Genomic DNA, 19,041 nt, shown 5'->3' with positions numbered 1-19,041 from the left:
GCGGTGATGGCGATTTCGGAGCGCACGTGGATACGACGATCAGGGCGGGTACTCCCCCCACCCCCCGCCGATGGCGTGCGGGTGCGTTGGTGTGGAGTACCGCCGTCATCGCCTTCCTCGGAGTGACTGCCTTGCTGTACTCCCCCGCGGCCAGTTGGGTGTTCGAAGTGAACCAGACCCAGGTCATCGAACGACACGACGAGTCACTCAGCTCCGTGGATCCGAGTGTGGAGGAACAACTCGCCGCCGCACGCACCTACAACGAAGCACTCTCATCGGGAGCGATCCTCGCCGCCAACACGCGTGTGCCCGAAGGCAGCGGTGTCACCCGAGATGATTCCCTCGACTATTGGACGCTTCTGAAATCGGATACCGGGGTGATGGCCCGCATCCAGATTCCGCGCATCGGCGTCGACCTCCCGGTCTTCCATGGGACATCGGATCGCACGTTGGAATCGGGAATCGGACACCTCCAGGGCACATCGCTTCCGATCGGTGGGGAGAGCACCCACGCCGTGCTGACCGGACACCGAGGCCTCGCCGAAGCGACGCTCTTCAGCGATCTCGATCAGCTCGAGGTGGGAGATGTCTTCACTGTCAACACCTTCGGTGAAGTGGTCACCTACCGCGTGGTCGACACGCGGGTCGTCGAACCCGAGGACAACGATGCGCTCCGGCAGGAAGCCGGCCGTGACCTGATGACCCTCGTGACCTGCACACCCCTGGGAATCAACAGTCACCGCATCCTGGTGACCGGCGAGCGTGTGTCGCCGACTCCCTCCGATGCGGCCGAGGAGGCGACCCAACCCGCTCGCGGACCCGGCTTTCCATGGTGGCTGGTCGCCTATGTCGCGGTCATCGCCCTGCTGGTCGCGTATGTGTGGCGCGCGGGTCGCCCCCACTCTGCCCGAGCACCCAGGTCGCAACGCACAGGCAGAGAGGTGTGATGGTTCGGCAATCGTCAGGCGTCCCGGCCCGCAGACCCCGTGCGGTCATCGCGACGGTCGGGGTGCTCGCCCTGCTCGTGGTCTCGGTCGCGGCGGCGGTCCTCCTTCCGACGTTCGCCACCGGGCCGCACGCGATCCCCGACATCCCTGAGCCGTCCGCCACCGGAGTCGGCGGATTCCTCTATCAAGATCGCGATGGCGACGGTATCCCGGGCCGCGGCGAACCGGCTCTGGGACACCGGCACGTGCAGGTCTACTCGACCGGTCCCCTACCGATCGCGACGACGGAGACCGACGCCGACGGCGTGTTCCTGCTCCCGGAAGTCCCGAACGTCACACCAGGTGAGACGACCGTGACGATCCGCACAGAGCCGATTCTCGAAGGGCCGGCCGCAGCGAATCTTCCTCGGCCGACAGCGCTCAGCCAGTCCTTCACGGTCGCGCTGGGTACCACCGCGACCATCCCCGTCGCTTCGTTCCGGTCGTGCCCTGCCCTTGCCGAGTGCGCAGGCATGGACCTACCCGATCTCGTGCCGCAACTGAGCGATATGGGCGGAGATGACTATCCGTCGCCGACGATCACCCGCGTCGACACGGAGACCCAACCCGGACGTGTTCTTCTGCGATTCGCCACATCCACGCTCAACCAGGGCGGCCTTCTCCACGTCACGGCGGCGGACGTCTCCGAAGACGGCGAACTGCAGTCCGTGCAACAACGTGTGTACGGGGACAGCGGCGTCTTCCTGCACGGCGCGGGAAGATTCGTTTACCACGCCGAACACAATCACTTCCACCTCGATGAATTCGAGCGCTACGAGTTGCTGTCGGAGGATCGCTCCACGGTGATCGCTTCGAGTGAGAAGATCAGTTTCTGTCTCACCGACGTCATCGCCGTCGACCCTCCCGCGCGCGGCGACGGCGATCTCTTCCTCGACCTCCCTCCCTATGACTGCGGGGTCGAAGAGCAGGGAATCAACACGGGCTACGCCGACTATTACGGCGCCGAACTGCCCGACCAGTGGATCGACGTGACAGGCGTTCCGTCCGGCTCCTATTGGATTCGCCTCACGGTGGATCCCGCAGGGGTTCTTCTCGAGTCGGATTCATCCAACAACACGGCCACCTTCCCCGTCGACTACGTCGCGCCCGATGCATGACCTCGGTCGCCACGACTCCGGTCCCGTCAGACGAATGGGTGGCGCCGTCCGGCAAGGAGGATGTCAGGCGCCGAAGTACTGATTCCCGAGCGCTTTGCTCTTGAGCGCCTCGAACTCGCCCTGGGTGATGGTGCCGGCATCCAACAGCGCCTTCGCTTGCGCGATGTCTTGTGACGGAGACGACGACGCCGTCGGGCGGTACGAGTCGTCCTCTGCCACGCGGGCATGGCGCGCGTTCGCGCGTGCTGCCATCCCTCCCCCGCGGGCGATGAGGTACACCAGAGCGGTGAGGAACGGCACGAAGATCAAGAACACGACCCACACCGCCTTCCACCATCCGCTCAGCTCGTGATCACGGAACAGGTCGATGAGGATCAGTGCGACGACGAAGACGTACGCCGCGATGTAGAACATCCAGAGGATCAGCCAGAACAAGTCCCACACAATCGGCTCCTTTCGGGGAAGACCGGCCCGAAGCCGCGGGCGGCCGCACTCAGCGTATCGAGTGCGGCCGCCCGTGGGAACGGTTCGGAATCAGTCGTCCGATTGCTCCTCGCGTGCCCGACGCCGCGAGCGACGATCTTCGTTCACGGTCAACGATGCGTCACCGGATGCGGTGTGGTCGGGGCGGTCCGGGCCCTTGTGCTGGATGTGGCCGGGCTCGAGCGTCCGTCGCACGTCCTCGGCGGTGACGGTGTCGATCGGACCCGTCGTCGCCTCGACGTACCACTCGGTGAGTGATGGATCATCCGAATCGAACCACGCGCCGGCGCCATCCCCAGAGGGAACCTCGCTGACGTCGAACACGAAGTCGTCGCCGTGTTCTTCGATTCCCTTGCGGACACCCTCGCGAATCGCCGCGCGCGCATATTTGCTGCGCAGGACATACGGGTCGGTGCCGAGATCCTTCGCCCAGGCGATCATGATGCCGATCACGACGAACGAGAACGGCAGGGCCGAGACGACCATGATCGACTGCAGGCCCGACAGGGCATTCTGGCCACCGGCGAGGAGCAGCGAAGCGGCGACGAGTGCCAGCAGCGATCCCCACAAGATGGTGACCCACGACGAGGGCTCCGGGCGTCCGTGCTGCGACATCGATCCCATGACGATCGACGCGGAGTCGGCCGAGGTCACGAAGAAGATCACGATCGAGATCATCGCGAGAACGCTCGTGATGAGACCGAACGGCAGTTCGTTCAGCACCCCGAACAAGACCTCTTCGCCGCCGCCCGCGGCGCTGAGGGGCACTCCGGATGCTTCCATGAACATCGACGTGCCGCCGAAGATCACGAACCACGCCAAGCAGACCGCCGACGGGACGATGATCACGACGGTGACGAATTCGCGCAGGGTGCGGCCTCGCGAGATCTTCGCGATGAACATGCCGACGAACGGCGTCCACGACACCCACCACGCCCAATAGAACGTCGTCCACGCCGACATGAAGCCTGCGGCGGCCTCACCGTCGTTCGCGCTGCGCGAGAGCATGGTGCCGAGTTCGTTGAAGTACTCGACGGCGGCGGCCGGGAAGAAGTTGAGCAGGAAGATCGTCGGCCCCACGAGGAAGACGAACACCGCGAGCATGCCGGCGAGCACCATGTTGATGTTCGACAGGATGCGAATGCCGCGCTTGATGCCCGAAACGGCCGAGATGATGAACAACGCCGCGAGGATGGCGATCGCGCTGATCAAGAACGTGTTGCCGACGGGGCCGAGACCGGTCACGACCTCGAACCCACGTCCGATCTGCAGCACACCGATACCCAGCGAGACCGCGGTTCCGAAGAGGGTCACGATGATCGCGAAGACGTCGATCACCGCACCGATCGGGCCTTGGGTGCGCTTGCCGAAAATGGGCTCGAAGATCGCCGAGATGAGCGGCGCGCGGCCGCGTCGATACGCACTGTAGGCGATGGCGCCGCCGACGAGTGCGTAGAACGCCCATGCGACGGGTCCCCAGTGGAGCATCGCCTGGGCCATGGCGGTCTTCATCGCCGCTGCAGACTCAGGCGCGACGTCGAAACCGCTCGGCGGGTCGACGAAGAACAGCAACGGTTCGTACGGACCGTAGAACAGCAGTCCGATTCCGATTCCTGCCGAGAACAACATCGCGATCCAGGATGTCGTCGAGAACTCGGGCTTCTCATCGTCGGACCCCAAGCGGACGCCGCCGCTGCGGCCGTACCCGATCACGAGCATGAAGAGCAGGACCACGATCGCCAGGGCGGAGAACAGCCACCCGAAGTTCGTGCTCACCCACCCGAGGGCTTCGCCGCCCACCTCGCTGAGGCTGTCCGGCGCGGCGAACGCCCAGATGATCACTCCCAGCGCGACGATGGCCGCGAAGATGAACACTCCCCAGTTCATCGGGAACGCTCTGCCCGTTCTCTCGACCCCGATTCCGGGGATCAGAGCGGGGTGCACCAAGCCGGGCTTGGTGACCTCCTCGATCACGCGCTTGACGCCGTCGGCGCGCGCTCCCTTGGGTTTGCCTCCGCCTGTGGGCGGCGAACTATGGCTTCCGTCGTTCGTCGGACTCGACATATCTATCAGTCTCCCCGGTCGTGCGCCCACGACCGGGCGGCCGCGTCGACGCTGTGTGGAGACAACGATAGTCAGACGAACGCCCGCCCCGCAGGCGCGGGGCGGGCGTTGCGCGCGATTCGCGGCGGGCTACTCGCGGTAGATCGGTGCCTTGCCGTGGACGGCGTCACCGACCTTGTGGATGCGGATGTCGTTGGTCGAACCGATGATTCCGGGGGGCGATCCCGAGATGACCACGACCTTGTCACCCACCTCGGCGAGCTCGTTGGCGAGCAGATAGTCGTCGACCTGGATGAACATGCGATCGGTGTGCGGCACGGGCTCGACCAGCGTGGACTGCACGCCCCACGTGAGCGCCATGCGGCGCCGGATGGCCGGATCGGGCGTGAAGCCGATCATGGGGATGCGTGGGCGCAGGCGGGACATCCGCCGTGCGGTGTCTCCGGACTCGGTGAAGATGCACAGGTGCGTCGCCTCGACGAAGTCGGCGACTTCGAGAGCCGCGAGCGTGATCGCGCCCGGCTGCGTGCGGGGTTTGGCGGTCATCGGCGCGATGCGCTCGAGTCCGTGTTCTTCGGTGGATTCGACGATGCGCGCCATCGTCTCGACGACGACGACCGGGTAAGCGCCGACACTCGTCTCGCCCGACAGCATGACCGCGTCGGCTCCGTCGATGACGGCGTTGGCGACGTCGCTGGTTTCGGCGCGCGTCGGGACGGGGTTGTCGATCATGGATTCGAGCATCTGGGTCGCCACGATCACCGGCTTGGCCATACGTCGGCACAGCTCGACCGCGCGCTTCTGAACGATCGGGACCGCCTCGAGCGGCAGTTCGACCCCCAAGTCGCCGCGCGCGACCATGATGCCGTCGAATGCGTCGATGATCTCTTCGAGGTTGTCGACGGCCTGAGGCTTTTCGATCTTGGCGATCACCGGGATGTGGCGTCCCTCTTCGGCCATGATGACGTGCACGCGCTGGACGTCCTTGGCGCTGCGCACGAACGACAGGGCGATGAGATCAGCTCCGGCGTTGAGACCCCACCGCAGGTCGGCTTCGTCCTTTTCGGAGAGTGCCGGCACGTTGACCGCGACCCCGGGAAGGTTGATCCCCTTGTTGTTCGAGACGGGGCCGGCGACGATGACCTCGGTCGTCACGACGGTGCCGTCGGTCTCGAGAACCTTGACACGCACCTTGCCGTCGTCGATGAGGAGGAAATCGCCGGGTGAGACGTCGTGCGGCAGCCCCGCGAACGTCGTCGAGACGATCTCCTTGGAGCCGGGAACGTCCTCGGTCGTGATCTTGAAGATGTCGCCGACGGCCAGCTCGTGCGGGCCGTCTTCGAACCTTCCGAGACGGATCTTCGGTCCCTGCAGGTCGACCAGCACGGCGACGGGTCGCCCGGCGTCATCGGCCGCCTTGCGGACGTTCGCCAGGTTCTTCTCGTGGACCGAGTGGTCTCCATGGCTGAGGTTCAATCGGGCGACGTCCACTCCGGCGTCGATGATGGCGCGAACCATCTCGTACGACGATGTGGCGGGTCCCAGTGTGGCGACGATCTTGGCGCGTCTCATCCGTGCAATTCTCCGGTTGTGATGTCGAGGGCGAAGGCGTTTTCAGCCTACGGGGGCTATAGGCCGATCGCGAGATCGGTCGGACGAACAGGAGCAGGCAGTTCGGTGACGCCCATGAGGTGGGCGTCGACGGCGGCGGCGGTCGCACGACCTTCGGCGATCGCCCACACGATGAGTGATTGGCCGCGACCGGCGTCACCGGTGACGAACACACCCGGCACGGTGGACTCGTAGTTTCCATCGCGGTCGATCGCCCCGCGTTCGGTGAACTGCGCCCCGAGCTGCTCCTCGAGAGCGGGTCGCTCCGGCCCGGTGAAACCCATCGCGATCAGGACGAGGTCGGCGGGAATCTCTCGTTCGGTTCCCGATTTGGGGACGCGCCGGCCGTCGACGAACTCTGTCTCGGCGACGCGCAGGGCACGCACTTCTCCGGCATCGTTGCTGAGGAACTCGACGGTCGACGCGAGGTACGAACGTTCGCCACCCTCTTCATGGGCGGAGGACACCTCGAACAGAGTCGGCGTCGTCGGCCAGGGCTGATGGCCGGGGCGCTCCTCGGGAGGACGTTTGCCGATCGCGAGGTTCGTCACGCTGAGGGCCCCGTGTCGGTGGGCGGTGCCGATGCAGTCAGCGCCGGTGTCGCCGCCGCCGATCACCACGACGTGCTTGCCCTCGGCCGAGATCTGGTTCGGGACCGTGTCGCCGGCGACAGCCCGGTTGGACTCGACGAGGTACTCCATGGCGAAGTGGACGCCGTCCAGGTCGCGTCCCGGAATCGGCAGGTCGCGGGGAACGGTCGATCCCGTGGCCACCACGACGGCGTCGTAACGCGCGCGAAGATCATCCCACGTGATATCGCGGCCGATCTCGACTCCCGCCCGGAAACGCGTGCCCTCGTCCTGCATCTGACGCAGGCGTAGCTCGAGATGCTTCTTCTCCATCTTGAAATCGGGGATGCCGTACCGCAGCAATCCACCGATCCGATCGTCGCGCTCGTACACCGCGACGGTGTGTCCGGCCCGGGTCAGCTGTTGCGCGGCAGCCAGGCCAGCGGGTCCGGATCCGACGACGGCGACCGTCTTGCCGGTGAGGCGCCCCGGCGGTTCCGGCTCGATCCAGCCCTTCGCGAAGGCGTCGTCGACGATCGACACCTCGACTTGCTTGATCGTCACCGCGGGCTGATTGATACCCAGAACGCAGGCACTCTCACAGGGTGCCGGACACAGACGCCCGGTGAACTCGGGGAAGTTGTTCGTGGCATGTAGCCGCTCGCTGGCGGCTCGCCCCTCCCCTCGCCACATGAGATCGTTCCATTCCGGGATGAGGTTCCCCAGCGGGCACCCCTGATGGCAGAACGGCACTCCGCAATCCATACAGCGACCCGCCTGCCGACGCAGCACAGCGGAGTCCCCGGGTTCGTACACTTCTTTCCAGTCCATGATGCGGACCGGCACCGGGCGGCGGGCGGGAAGCTCGCGCTCGGTGACCTTCAGAAAGCCCTTCGGGTCAGCCACCTGTCACCTCCAGAATGCGGCTCCAGACGACGTCCCCGTCCGGATCGAGTCCTTCCGCGATGGCCTCTTGACGGGTACGCAGCACCGCCGCGTAGTCCCTCGGCATGACGCGGACGAAGTTGCCGACCTCCTCGTCGAAGTCCTTCAGCAGGCGCGCAGCCAACGTCGAGTCGGTGTGCGCGACGTGCTGTTCGAGCAGGTCCCGCAGCATCTCGGCATCCGCAGACCCGAGCTCACCGAGTTCGAGCTCGCCGCTGTTGAGCGATTCGCGGTTGACCAGCGCCTCGTCCAAGCGGTACACGTACGCGGTGCCACCGGACATGCCGGCGCCGAGGTTGCGTCCGGTCGATCCGAGGATCACGGCCAGCCCGCCGGTCATGTATTCCAGGGCATGGTCCCCCACGCCCTCGACCACGGCCGTCGCGCCGGAGTTGCGCACGAAGAATCGTTCGCCGACGACGCCGCTGAGGAACATCGTCCCCTGTGTGGCGCCGTAGCCGATGACGTTTCCGGCGATGACGTTCTCGGATGCAGGGAAGGTCGCCCCGCGCGGGGGGCGCACGACGATCTGACCACCCGAGAGACCCTTGCCGACATAGTCGTTCGAGTCGCCTTCGAGTCGGAGGGTGATCCCGGCGGGCAGGAACGCACCGAAGGACTGGCCTGCAGAACCGGTGAGGTTCACCTCGATCGATCCGGATTGCAGACCGTTCTCGCCGTGTGCCTTCGTGACGTGATGACCGAGCATCGTGCCGACCGCGCGCTCGGTGTTGCGGATCGGCAGGTCGATCGTGATGTGCCCGCCGTCGGCGATGACACCGCCCGCACGCTCGATGAGCTGCTTGTCGAAGTGCTCGTCGAGTTCGTGGAGCTGCCCGCGGGTGTTGCGCCGCGGTTCGTCGTCTGCGAACAGCGGCCCGCCGAGGACCGGAGCGAGATCGAGGCCCCCGGCCTTCCAATGGGCGACAGCGCCGTCGATGTCGAGCAGGTCGTTGCGCCCGACGATCTCGTCGAGCGAGCGGTAGCCCAGCTCGGCGAGAATCTCGCGCACCTCTTGGGCGATGAACTCCATGAAGTTGACGACGAACTCCGGCTTGCCGCTGAACCGCGAACGGAGCACGGGGTTCTGGGTGGCGACGCCGACAGGGCAGGTGTCGAGGTGGCAGACGCGCATCATGATGCATCCCTCGACGACGAGGGGCGCCGTGGCGAACCCGAACTCCTCTGCACCGAGCAGCGCGCCGATCACGACGTCGCGGCCGGTCTTGAGCTGGCCGTCGACCTGCACGACCACGCGGTCGCGCATGCCGTTGAGCATGAGCGTCTGTTGGGTCTCCGCCAACCCCAGCTCCCACGGCGTGCCTGCATGCTTGAGGGAGTTGAGCGGGCTCGCGCCGGTGCCTCCGTCGTGACCCGAGACGAGGATCACATCGGCGAGGGCCTTCGCCGTGCCCGCGGCGACCGCCCCGATGCCGGACTGGCTGACGAGCTTCACATGCACCCGCGCGCCCGGATTGGCCCGCTTCAGGTCGAAGATGAGCTGTTTGAGGTCTTCGATCGAGTAGATGTCGTGGTGGGGAGGCGGTGAAATCAGGCCGACACCCGCGGTCGCGTGCCGCGTGCGCGCCACCCAGGGGTAGACCTTCGTGGGCGGCAGCTGACCACCTTCGCCGGGCTTGGCGCCCTGTGCCAGCTTGATCTGGATGTCGTCGGCTTCAGTGAGGTAGAGGCTCGTCACACCGAAGCGACCTGAGGCGACCTGCTTGATCGCACTCCGTCGTTCAGGATCGAGGAGGCGCTCGACGTCTTCGCCGCCCTCACCGGTGTTGGACTTGCCTCCGATGCGGTTCATCGCGATCGCGAGGGTCTCGTGCGCTTCGCGCGAGATCGACCCATAGCTCATCGCTCCGGTGGAGAAGCGCTTGACGATCGCCGACACCGGCTCGACCTCATCGAGCGGGACGGGTGGTCGGGTGCCGGTGCGCAGGCGGAACAATCCGCGCAGCGTCTTGAGCTCTTCAGCCTGATCGTCGACGAGCTTCGTGTACTCCCGGAAGATGTCGTACCGTCGTTCGCGCGTCGAGTGCTGCAAACGGAAGACGGTGTCGGGGTTGAAGAGATGGGGGGCACCGTCTCGGCGCCACTGGTACTCGCCTCCCGTCCACAGTCGTTCGTGGGCGCGCACCGCGGGATCCTCCGGGTACGCATAGGCGTGCCGTGCCGCGTTCTCGGCGGCGATGACGTCGAGGCCGACGCCGCCGAGCTTGGATTCCGTTCCGGCGAAGTACGCGTCGATGAGTTCCTCGGACAGACCCACCGCCTCGAACACTTGGGCGCCGGCGTAGGAGGACACCGTCGAGATGCCCATCTTCGACATGATCTTCAGGACGCCCTTGCCGAGCGCATAGATCAGGTTCTTCACGGCCTTCTCGGGCGCGACCCCGGTGATGAAGCCGGCGCGGACGAGATACTCCACGGTCTCCATCGCCAGGTACGGGTTGACGGCCGAGGCGCCGTAGCCGATGAGGGTAGCCACGTGGTGTACTTCGCGGACGTCACCTGCTTCGACGACGAGCCCGACGCGCATGCGGGTCTGCTTGCGGATCAGGTGGTGGTGGACCGCGGCGAGCATGAGCAGCGACGGGATCGGTGCGAGGTCCTTGTTCGAGTCACGATCGCTCAAGACGATGAACTCGGCGCCGTCCTCGATCGCCTGTTCTGCCTCCTGACACATCTGCGCGAGGCGTTTCTGCATGCCCTTCGCGCCGGAGGCGGCGCGGTACAGGCCCCGGATCGTCACCGACGATCGGCCGGGCAACGCGGTGTGGATGTGCTGGATCTTCGCGAGTTCGTCGTTGTCGATCACCGGGAAATCGAGGGTGACCGTCCGCGTGTGCTTGGGGCCCCAGTCCAGGAGGTTTCGCTCCGGGCCCAGTCCCAGCGCAAGGGAGGTGACGACCTCCTCGCGGATGGAGTCCAGCGGAGGATTGGTGACCTGTGCGAACTGCTGCGTGAAGTAGTCGAAGAGCAGCCGAGGACGGTTGCTCAGCACGGCGACGGGGGTATCGGACCCCATGGCGCCCAGTGGTTCTGCGCCGTTCTGCCCCATCGGCGTGAGCATGATGCGGACCTCTTCTTCGGTGTAACCGAAGGTGCGCTGGCGCCGTGTGATCGAGGCGATCGGATGCACGATGTGCTCGCGCTCGGGAAGATCTGCCAGGCGCACGCGTCCCGCGTCGAGCCATTCCCGCCACGGATGCATCTGCGCGAGGTCGCGCTTGATCTCGTCGTCCTCGACGATGCGGCCCTTCTCGGTGTCGACGAGGAACATGCGACCGGGGCGGAGGCGACCGCGACGCTTGATCCGCTCGGGCGCGAAGTCGAGCACGCCCGTCTCGCTGCCGATCACGACGAGGCCGTCGGTGGTCTCGGTCCAACGCCCGGGGCGGAGCCCGTTGCGGTCGAGGGTGGCACCCACGAGCGTGCCGTCGGTGAAGATGAGCGCGGCCGGGCCGTCCCACGGCTCCATCTGAATGGCGTGGAAATCGTAGAACGCCCGCAGGTCGGGGTCGAGGTCGGCCTGCTTCTCGTACGCCTCGGGCACCATCATCATGATGGCGTGCGGCAGGCTTCGCCCGGTGAGAGTGAGCAGCTCGAGGACCTCGTCGAAGGACGCGGAATCGCTCGCGCCTTCGGTGCAGATCGGCAGGATCGGCCCGATGTCGCCGATGAGTTCGGACTCGAGCTGCGACTGGCGGGCTCGCATCCAGTTGCGGTTGCCCTTGACCGTGTTGATCTCACCGTTGTGGGCGAGCATGCGCAAGGGCTGCGCGAGGGGCCACGACGGGAAGGTGTTCGTCGAATAGCGGGAGTGCACGACCGCCAGCTCGGAGGCGAACCGCTCGTCGGAGAGGTCGGGGTAGAACGGCTCGAGTTGGAGCGTCGTGACCATGCCCTTGTAGCCGATCGTGCGGCTCGACAGCGAGACGAAGTAGGCACCGAGTTCGGTTCGGGTGCGCTTGCGCAAACGGAACGTGCGCCGGTCGAGGGCGATGCCCGACAGCGCCGCGTGGTCGGGGGTGGCGGGACGCGAGACGAAGAGCTGTTCGAACACCGGGCGTGCTTCGAAGGAGAGTTTGCCGAGGTGCTCGTCGTCGGTCGGAACGGCGCGCCACCCCAAGACCGTCAGGCCTTCGGATGCGGCGATGTCCTCGATGCCCGCCTTCTGAGCCTCACGGGCGTCGTCATCGCGCGGGAGGAAGGCGAGCCCCGCCGCGTACTCCCCCGGTGCGGGCAAGGTGAAGTCGACGACCTCACGGAAAAAGGCATCGGGCATCTGCGTGAGGATGCCGGCGCCGTCGCCGGTTCCGGCATCCGATCCGATCGCGCCACGATGCTCGAGGTTGCGCAGCGCCGTCAACGCCAGGTCGATGATGTCGTGGCCCGGTTCGCCGCGCAGGGTCGCGACCATGGCGAGGCCGCACGCATCCTTCTCGAAGGCGGGATTGAACATGCCCTGCTTGGGGGGCATTGCGTTCAGGTCCTGACGGGCGCTCACAGGCATACCACCGTCCTCATGTCTTGATGATCGAAATGGGACGACATCGGCCCGGCGCATTCGGCGGTGCGCGTTACTTCGTGGCGGCTGTGCTTGTGGCTTCGGCCTCATCGGCCACGTCCGTCGAGGGGTCACTGACGTCGACGTAGTCGATTTCGTCCTGCGATTGTACAGCGCCCTCCGGCGTCCATTCGCGTCCGGGACGATATGGCGACGGCTCGTACCCGGGATGCCGCCGCTTCTGCACTGCCATGATCACGACGCCGAGGATGACCCCCAGGATCGCCGCCCACACGTTCGTGCGGAGGCCGAGGATGATGTCGCTCGGATCGATACGGATCGACTCCCAGACGACCCGGCCCGCGCTGTACCAGATGAGGTACAGCCCGAAGAGGCGCCCCCACTGCAGACGCAGGCGATGACCCGCCCACAGCAGCACGAAGACACCCAGAAGGTTCCACAGCATCTCGTAGAGGAACGTCGGATGGAACAGCGTGCCCTCCGGCAGGCCGGCGGGCCACGCGGGGTTCGGGTAGTCGATCTCGAGTCCCCACGGCAGATCGGTGGGAAGGCCGTACAGCTCCTGGTTGAACCAGTTTCCGAAACGTCCGATCGCCTGCGCGAGCAGCAGACCGGGGGCAAGCGCGTCGGCGAAAGTCCAGAATCGGATGCCCGTCCACCGGCATCCGAGCCATGCCCCGATCGCACCACCGATCAGAGCACCGTAGATCGCGATGCCGCCTTCCCAGATGTAGAGGGCGGTGAGCGGGTTGCGGCCTTCACCGAAGTAGAAGTCCCAGTGGGTGACGACGTGATAGATACGGGCGACGATGATCGCGAGTGGGACGGCGATGAGAGCGATGTCGACGACGACCCACGGTTCGGCGCCCCGTTTGGTGAGGCGGTTGTTGGTCAGCAACACCGCGACGATGATGCCGGTGATGATGCACAGCGCGTAGAAGTGGATCGTCAGCGGACCCAGCGCGAAGGAGCTGATGTCGGGGCTGGGGATGCTCGTGGGCGCGAAAGGCATGAGGTGAATCCTACTTGTCCAGTGTCAGCGGGCGGTCCCGGCGGAGAGCGAACGCGCCTCAGCGGCCAGACTCTCCAGTCCGCCGTCGCGCAGGGCGCGCACGAGCGCGGTGCCGACGATCGCACCGTCGGCGTAGTCGAGCACGCCGGCGACCTGCTCGGCGTTGGAGATGCCGATCCCGACGCATGCGTTGCCGACGCCACGCTCCCGCAGGCGCGCAACGAGGGTGCGCGCGGCCGCGTCCAGCTGTGCACGCTCGCCGGTGATACCCATCGTGGACACGGTGTACACGAAACCGGTGGAGTGCTCGACGATGAGGTCGAGTCGTTCATCCGTCGAGGTCGGTGCCGCGAGGAAGATCCGATCCAGACCGGTGCGCATGCTCGCGGCGATCCACTCCTCGGCGGCATCGGGGGTGATGTCCGGAGTGATCAGGCCCGCACCTCCCGCGGCCGCGAGGTCGTCGGCATAGCGGTCGACCCCGTACTGCATGACCGGGTTCCAGTACGTCATGACGAGCACGGGGACCTCGACGCGCTGCGTGATGGCCTTCACCGCCGTGAAGGTGTCCCGGAGGCGGAATCCCCCGGCCAGGGCGGCCTGGGTCGCTTCCTGGATGACGGTCCCATCCATGACGGGGTCCGAGTACGGGGGGCCCAGTTCGAGCACGTCGACACCGTTCTCGGCCAGGGTGACGGCGGCTTCGATGCTGGTGTCGAGATCCGGGTACCCGAGTGGCAGGTATCCGATGAACGCGCCGCGTCCCTCGGTGTGAGCTGCGGCGATGGCTGTTGCGACACGCGAGTCGGTCATCGGCCCTCCGCCTCGGGTGCACCGTCGTACAGGTCGAAGTAGCGTGCAGCCGTGTCCATGTCCTTGTCGCCGCGGCCCGACAGCGACACGGCGATCAGTCCGTCCGGCCCCAGTTCGCGGCCGATCCGCAGTGCCCCGGCGAGGGCGTGCGCGGATTCGATCGCGGGGATGATGCCCTCCGTCCGTGACAGCAGTCGCAATGCTTGCATCGCCTCGTCGTCGGTCGCCGGGATGTACTCGGCGCGCCCGATCGATGCGAGCCAGGAATGCTCCGGTCCGACGCCCGGGTAGTCCAACCCCGCCGAGATCGAGTGCGATTCGATCGTCTGGCCATCCTCGTCCTGGAGCACGAAGGTCTTGGCGCCGTGCAGAACTCCGGGGCGGCCTCGTTCGATCGATGCGGCGTGCCGTTCGGTGTCCACGCCGTCTCCGGCAGCCTCCACGCCGTAGAGGGCGACGCCGTCGTCGTCGAGGAACGCGTCGAACATGCCGATGGCATTCGAGCCCCCGCCGACACAGGCGACGACCGCGTCAGGGAGACGACCCACCTCGTCCAGCAGTTGGGCGCGTGCTTCTTCGGAGATGATCTTCTGGAAGTCGCGCACCATCGCCGGGAAAGGATGCGGACCGGCGGCCGTGCCGAAGATGTAGTTGGTCGTCTCGACGCTCGCGACCCAGTCGCGATACGCGTCGTTGATCGCATCCTTCAGGGTGCGTGACCCGGTCGTGACAGGAATGACCTCCGCGCCGAGCAGCCGCATGCGGGCGACGTTGAGGGCCTGGCGTTCGGTGTCGACCTCGCCCATGTAGATCGTGCAGTCGAAGCCGAAGAGCGCCGCCGCCGTCGCCGTGGCGACACCGTGCTGACCCGCGCCGGTCTCGGCGATGACGCGGGTCTTCCCCAGCCGCTTGGTCAGCAGCGCCTGGCCGAGCACGTTGTTGATCTTGTGTGAGCCGGTGTGGTTCAGATCTTCGCGTTTCAAGAAGATGCGGGCGCCCCCCGCGTGCTCGGCGAAGCGTGGAACCTCCGTGATCGCCGACGGGCGGCCTGCATAGGAATGCAGCAGTGAGACGAATTCGTCCTGGAACGCCGGATCCGCCTTGGCAGAGTCGTACTCGGCGGTCAGTTCGTCGATCGCCGCAATCAACGACTCGGGCATGTAGCGGCCGCCGAACTCGCCGAAGAACGGGCCGTGCGCATCACGCAGACTCATCGGATGTGCTCCTTCCGCGGGGAAACGACCCCGCCGCGATGAACGCCTGGAGCGTCGACACCGGGTCGCTGGTGACGAGGGCCTCGCCGACGAGCACGACGTCCGCTCCCGCCGCTCGGTAGTGGGCCACGTCGTCGGGGTGCATCACGGCGGATTCGGCGATCTTCACCGTATCTTGGGGGATCTTCTCGACCAGTCTGCCGAAGAGATCGCGGTCGAGTTCGAACGTGGACAGGTCACGGGCATTCACCCCGATCACGCGGGCACCCAGGTCTGTGGCGATCGCGACCTCGTCAGCCGAGTGGGTTTCGACCAGCGGCGTCATGCCGAGATCGCTCACCATCGTGTGCAGACGCCGGAGCTGCCGAGGTTCGAGCGCGGCGACGATCAGCAGCACCATGTCGGCGCCGGATGCGCGGGCCTCGAGCACCTGATACTCGGTCGCGATGAAGTCTTTCCGCAGCACCGGCAGGTCGACGGCGGCCTGGACCGCTTCGAGGTCGGCGAGGCTTCCCTTGAACCGGCGCCCCTCGGTGAGGACCGAGATCGCCGACGCGCCTCCGTCGGCGTACCGGCGTGCTTGCAGAGCGGGATCGGGGATGCGGGCGAGGTCCCCGCGTGAGGGACTCGCGCGCTTGACCTCGGCGATGATCTTTACCGTGTCGGCGGGCGCGAGGGCTCGCAGCGCGTCGCGCGCCGGGGTGCGCGCGAGTGCCACCGATTCGACGAGCGCGCGAGGGCGCTCGGAGGCGCGGGCCTCCGCATCCTGAACCGCGCCGGCCGTCAGGTCGGCGAGCATGTCAGTGGGCTTTCGGCGAGTACTTGGGACCGTTCACGCCGTATCCGGCGCGTGCCATGATCCAGCCCACGAGCAGACCGATGACGAGCAGACCCGCCGACGCCCACACGAGGATGGGCATGTCGAGCCAGTAGAACACGGTGCCCAAAGCGAACGCGACGAGCATGATCACGACGGCCGTCCAGGCGGCGGGCGAGTGTCCGTGGCCAGGGTCGCCGATGTTGTTGCTCATGGATCTCCTCCGGGGTGTCGCGGTCCGTGGTCAGTCTAGCGGTCGTGTCGTCGGGTCCTCGCCACGCGACAACTCGTCCCAATCGTCGATGGCGTCGTGCGGGCGTGAGCCGGCGGTCGGGGTCGTCGAGATCTCGGCGGTGGCGTACCGTCGCCCGGTGCGCCGCCAGGCGTGGGCGGTGACGAGGATGTACACCCCTGCCACGAGCAGGACGCTCCAGGCGACGAGCATGACGGTCGGCCAGGGCGTGCGGGCCGTCCCGGCCACGAGCTGCTCCACCGCCGCCACCCCGGTGATGCCCGTGGCCTCGGTGACCGTCGAGGCCACGTGCGTGGTGGTCGGTCCGGTCACGACGCTCAGCGTGCCCCACGCCGACAGTGCCGCGATCGCGAGGGTCAGGGCACCGAACACGTAGCGGAGGACGATGCCGACGATGGTCAAGGCGGCGCCGAGGGCGAGCGTGGCGAGGCTGAGCGGTGCGAGCAGGGGAAGTGCGTCGGCTCCGGACACGTCGAGAGTGCCGCGGACGTCGTCATCGAGGAACACCGTCAACCAGGTCTGGGTCGAGGAGATGATCCCGAGGGCGCCGACGGCGAGGACGACCACCACCGCGAGGGTGCGGGCGCGACGGATCACCCTTCGTCCTCCGCGCGTGTCGGTTCGAGGTCGACGGAGTCGAAACAGGTGCGGGTGCCGGTGTGGCATGCGGCGCCGTGCTGCTCGACGAGGAGAAGCACGGCATCGCCGTCACAGTCCAGGCGCGCGCCGCGGACGACTTGGATGTGTCCCGAGGTGTCGCCCTTGCGCCAGTACTCCTGCCGAGACCTCGACCAGTAGGTCACGCGGCCTTCGGTGAGCGTACGGCGGAGCGCTTCGGCATCCATCCAGGCGAGCATGAGGACCTCTCGCGTGTCCCACTGCTGCACGATCGCGGCGACGAGTCCGTCGTCGTTGAACGTGACCCGCGCGATCCGATCGTCGACGTTCACGCCGGCTCCTCCCCGTCGATGACGTGACGAACCGGGATTCCCTGCGCCGACATCGTCGCTTTGACCTCACCCACGGTGAGGTGGCCCGAGTGGAAGACGGATGCCGCGAGCACGGCGTCGGCGCCGGCGCTGATCGCGGGCGCGAAGTGTTCGGCGCCGCCGGCCCCTCCCGAGGCGATCACCGGAACGCTGGAGGCTTCCCGCATGAGACGCACGAGTTCGAGGTCGAACCCCTCGCGCGTCCCGTCGGCATCGATCGAGTTGACGAGGAGCTCGCCGGCCCCTCGCTCGGTGGCCTCGCGCGCCCACTGCACGGCATCGATCGTCGTTTCCGTGCGACCTCCGTGGGTCGTCACGACGAAGCCCGAGGGGAACGCGCCGACCGACTGAGCCGTGGCGCGCTTGACGTCGAGCGACAGCACGAGAACCTGCGACCCGAAACGATCCGCGATCTCATCGAGCAGCTGCGGACGAGCGATTGCGGCCGAGTTCACACCGATCTTGTCGGCGCCGACGGCAAGGAGTCTGCCGACGTCGTCGGTGGAGCGAATGCCGCCCCCCACTGTCAGGGGAATGAAGACCTCTTCGGCCGTCCGACGCACGACATCGTACGTCGTCGCACGTTCATCGACCGTGGCCGTGACATCGAGGAAGGTGATCTCATCGGCGCCCTGTCGGTAGTACTCGCCGGCGAGTTCGACGGGATCGCCCATGTCTCGCAGGTTTTCGAAGTTCACACCCTTCACGACCCGGCCCGCAGCCACATCCAAGCACGGGATGACCCGGCAGACCAGACTCATCAGAGCCTCGCGTTGTGGATCGCCGTCACGAGGATGGCGCGCGCCCCGATCGCGTAGAGGGAATCCATGATCTGGTTCACGTTCTGGCGTTGCACCATCACGCGCACGGCGACCCAGTCGGGGTCACGCAGCGGTGCGATCGTCGGCGACTCGATGCCGGGCGCGAGAGTGACCGCTTGATCGATGAGGTTCGCCGGGAGGTCGTAATCCACCATGACGAAACGCCGCGCGACCATGACGCCGCGCAGGCGCCGCAGGAGAGTCTGGGTTCCCTCGGCCTCTTCGGGGGCGGAGATGAGCACGGCCTCGGACTCGAGGATCACGGGTCCGAAGATCTCGAGGCCGGCCTGACGCAGGGTCGTGCCGGTCGAGACGACATCGGCCACCGCGTCAGCGACGCCAAGACGCACGGCGGATTCCACGGCTCCGTCCAAGGGCACCAGGTCGACGGCGATTCCCCGGGCGTCGAGAAATCCGTCGACGAGTCCGGGATAGGCCGTCGCGACGCGCAGTCCCTCGAGCTCCTCGATGTCGGTGAAGCGGCCGGGGGGCCCGGCGAATCGGAACGTCGAGCCGCCGAATCCCAGCGCCTCGATCTCGGATGCCCCCGGCATCCGCGCGTCCAAAAGGAGATCACGGCCGGTCACCCCGACATCGAGGGCGCCGGAACCGACGTAGGTGGCGATGTCCTTCGGGCGCAGGTAGAAGAACTCGACCTCGTTGACCGGGTCGATGACGTGGAGGTCTTTCGGGTCGCGGCGACCGGTGTAACCGGCCTCCTGCAACATGTCGGTCGTGGTCTCGGCGAGCGAGCCCTTGTTCGGCACGGCGATTCGCAGCATGGGGGCGGGACTTTCGGAGTTGGG

At 66.6% G+C, this 19,041-nt stretch carries 16 protein-coding genes; 2 read left to right on the top strand and 14 right to left on the bottom strand.

Annotated features, from left to right (window positions below; genetic code table 11):
- The first annotated feature begins 89 nt into the window (after positions 1-89).
- Together ACFQZV_RS09925 and ACFQZV_RS09920 are read left to right on the top strand one after the other, a co-directional pair.
- Positions 90-947 (top strand): class C sortase, encoded by an 858-nt coding sequence (locus ACFQZV_RS09925; protein WP_378749075.1) that lies wholly within the window; start codon positions 90-92, stop codon positions 945-947.
- Complete coding sequence (locus ACFQZV_RS09920; RefSeq protein WP_378749073.1) at positions 947-2,104, top strand: lysyl oxidase family protein; 1,158 nt, start codon at positions 947-949, stop codon at positions 2,102-2,104. Before ACFQZV_RS09925 ends, ACFQZV_RS09920 begins: the two co-directional genes overlap by 1 nt.
- A 63-nt stretch (positions 2,105-2,167) precedes the next feature.
- On the opposite strand, the gene ACFQZV_RS09915 is transcribed toward ACFQZV_RS09920, so the two are convergent.
- From ACFQZV_RS09915 to hisG, 14 genes are all read right to left on the bottom strand, one after another.
- On the bottom strand, positions 2,168-2,518 hold the full coding sequence (locus ACFQZV_RS09915) for an SHOCT domain-containing protein (RefSeq protein ID WP_378749710.1): 351 nt from the start codon (positions 2,516-2,518) through the stop codon (positions 2,168-2,170).
- Positions 2,519-2,638: 120 nt separating this feature from the next.
- The gene (locus ACFQZV_RS09910; RefSeq protein WP_378749071.1) at positions 2,639-4,651 is read right to left on the bottom strand and encodes a BCCT family transporter; all 2,013 of its coding nucleotides are present in this window, start codon (positions 4,649-4,651) and stop codon (positions 2,639-2,641) included.
- 129 nt (positions 4,652-4,780) lie between these two features.
- Positions 4,781-6,223 carry a pyruvate kinase gene (gene pyk, locus ACFQZV_RS09905; RefSeq protein WP_378749069.1) on the bottom strand — a complete coding sequence of 481 codons (1,443 nt, stop codon included), beginning with the start codon at positions 6,221-6,223 and terminating at the stop codon, positions 4,781-4,783.
- A gap of 56 nt (positions 6,224-6,279) precedes the next feature.
- Entirely contained in the window at positions 6,280-7,737 is a 1,458-nt protein-coding gene (locus ACFQZV_RS09900) for a glutamate synthase subunit beta (RefSeq protein ID WP_378749067.1), read from the bottom strand.
- Complete coding sequence (gene gltB / locus ACFQZV_RS09895; protein ID WP_378749065.1) at positions 7,730-12,301, bottom strand: glutamate synthase large subunit; 4,572 nt, start codon at positions 12,299-12,301, stop codon at positions 7,730-7,732. Before gltB ends, ACFQZV_RS09900 begins: the two co-directional genes overlap by 8 nt.
- Before the next feature lie 67 nt (positions 12,302-12,368).
- On the bottom strand, positions 12,369-13,328 hold the full coding sequence (gene lgt / locus ACFQZV_RS09890; RefSeq protein ID WP_378749063.1) for a prolipoprotein diacylglyceryl transferase: 960 nt from the start codon (positions 13,326-13,328) through the stop codon (positions 12,369-12,371).
- A 24-nt stretch (positions 13,329-13,352) separates the two neighbouring features.
- Positions 13,353-14,141: a tryptophan synthase subunit alpha gene (trpA, locus tag ACFQZV_RS09885; protein ID WP_378749061.1), complete on the bottom strand. Its 789-nt coding sequence runs from the start codon at positions 14,139-14,141 to the stop codon at positions 13,353-13,355.
- Positions 14,138-15,355: a tryptophan synthase subunit beta gene (trpB, locus tag ACFQZV_RS09880; protein WP_378749058.1), complete on the bottom strand. Its 1,218-nt coding sequence runs from the start codon at positions 15,353-15,355 to the stop codon at positions 14,138-14,140. Before trpB ends, trpA begins: the two co-directional genes overlap by 4 nt.
- On the bottom strand, positions 15,342-16,154 hold the full coding sequence (gene trpC / locus ACFQZV_RS09875; RefSeq protein ID WP_378749056.1) for an indole-3-glycerol phosphate synthase TrpC: 813 nt from the start codon (positions 16,152-16,154) through the stop codon (positions 15,342-15,344). Before trpC ends, trpB begins: the two co-directional genes overlap by 14 nt.
- Before the next feature lies 1 nt (position 16,155).
- Positions 16,156-16,386, bottom strand: coding sequence for a DUF6704 family protein (locus ACFQZV_RS09870; protein WP_378749054.1), 231 nt, complete (start codon positions 16,384-16,386; stop codon positions 16,156-16,158).
- Positions 16,387-16,416: 30 nt separating this feature from the next.
- A complete protein-coding gene (locus ACFQZV_RS09865; protein WP_378749052.1) occupies positions 16,417-17,022 on the bottom strand; it encodes a Trp biosynthesis-associated membrane protein in 606 nt (201 codons plus the stop codon).
- Positions 17,019-17,375 carry a phosphoribosyl-AMP cyclohydrolase gene (gene hisI / locus ACFQZV_RS09860; protein ID WP_378749050.1) on the bottom strand — a complete coding sequence of 119 codons (357 nt, stop codon included), beginning with the start codon at positions 17,373-17,375 and terminating at the stop codon, positions 17,019-17,021. The genes ACFQZV_RS09865 and hisI overlap by 4 nt, the downstream gene beginning before the upstream one ends.
- On the bottom strand, positions 17,372-18,175 hold the full coding sequence (gene hisF / locus ACFQZV_RS09855; RefSeq protein ID WP_378749048.1) for an imidazole glycerol phosphate synthase subunit HisF: 804 nt from the start codon (positions 18,173-18,175) through the stop codon (positions 17,372-17,374). The genes hisI and hisF overlap by 4 nt, the downstream gene beginning before the upstream one ends.
- Positions 18,175-19,017 carry an ATP phosphoribosyltransferase gene (gene hisG / locus ACFQZV_RS09850; RefSeq protein ID WP_378749046.1) on the bottom strand — a complete coding sequence of 281 codons (843 nt, stop codon included), beginning with the start codon at positions 19,015-19,017 and terminating at the stop codon, positions 18,175-18,177. Before hisG ends, hisF begins: the two co-directional genes overlap by 1 nt.
- Positions 19,018-19,041 lie beyond the last annotated feature (24 nt).

Source organism: Microbacterium koreense, assembly GCF_042677105.1.
Classification (GTDB): Bacteria; Actinomycetota; Actinomycetes; order Actinomycetales; family Microbacteriaceae; genus Microbacterium; species Microbacterium koreense.
This window is presented reverse-complemented; position numbering and strand designations above follow the sequence as displayed.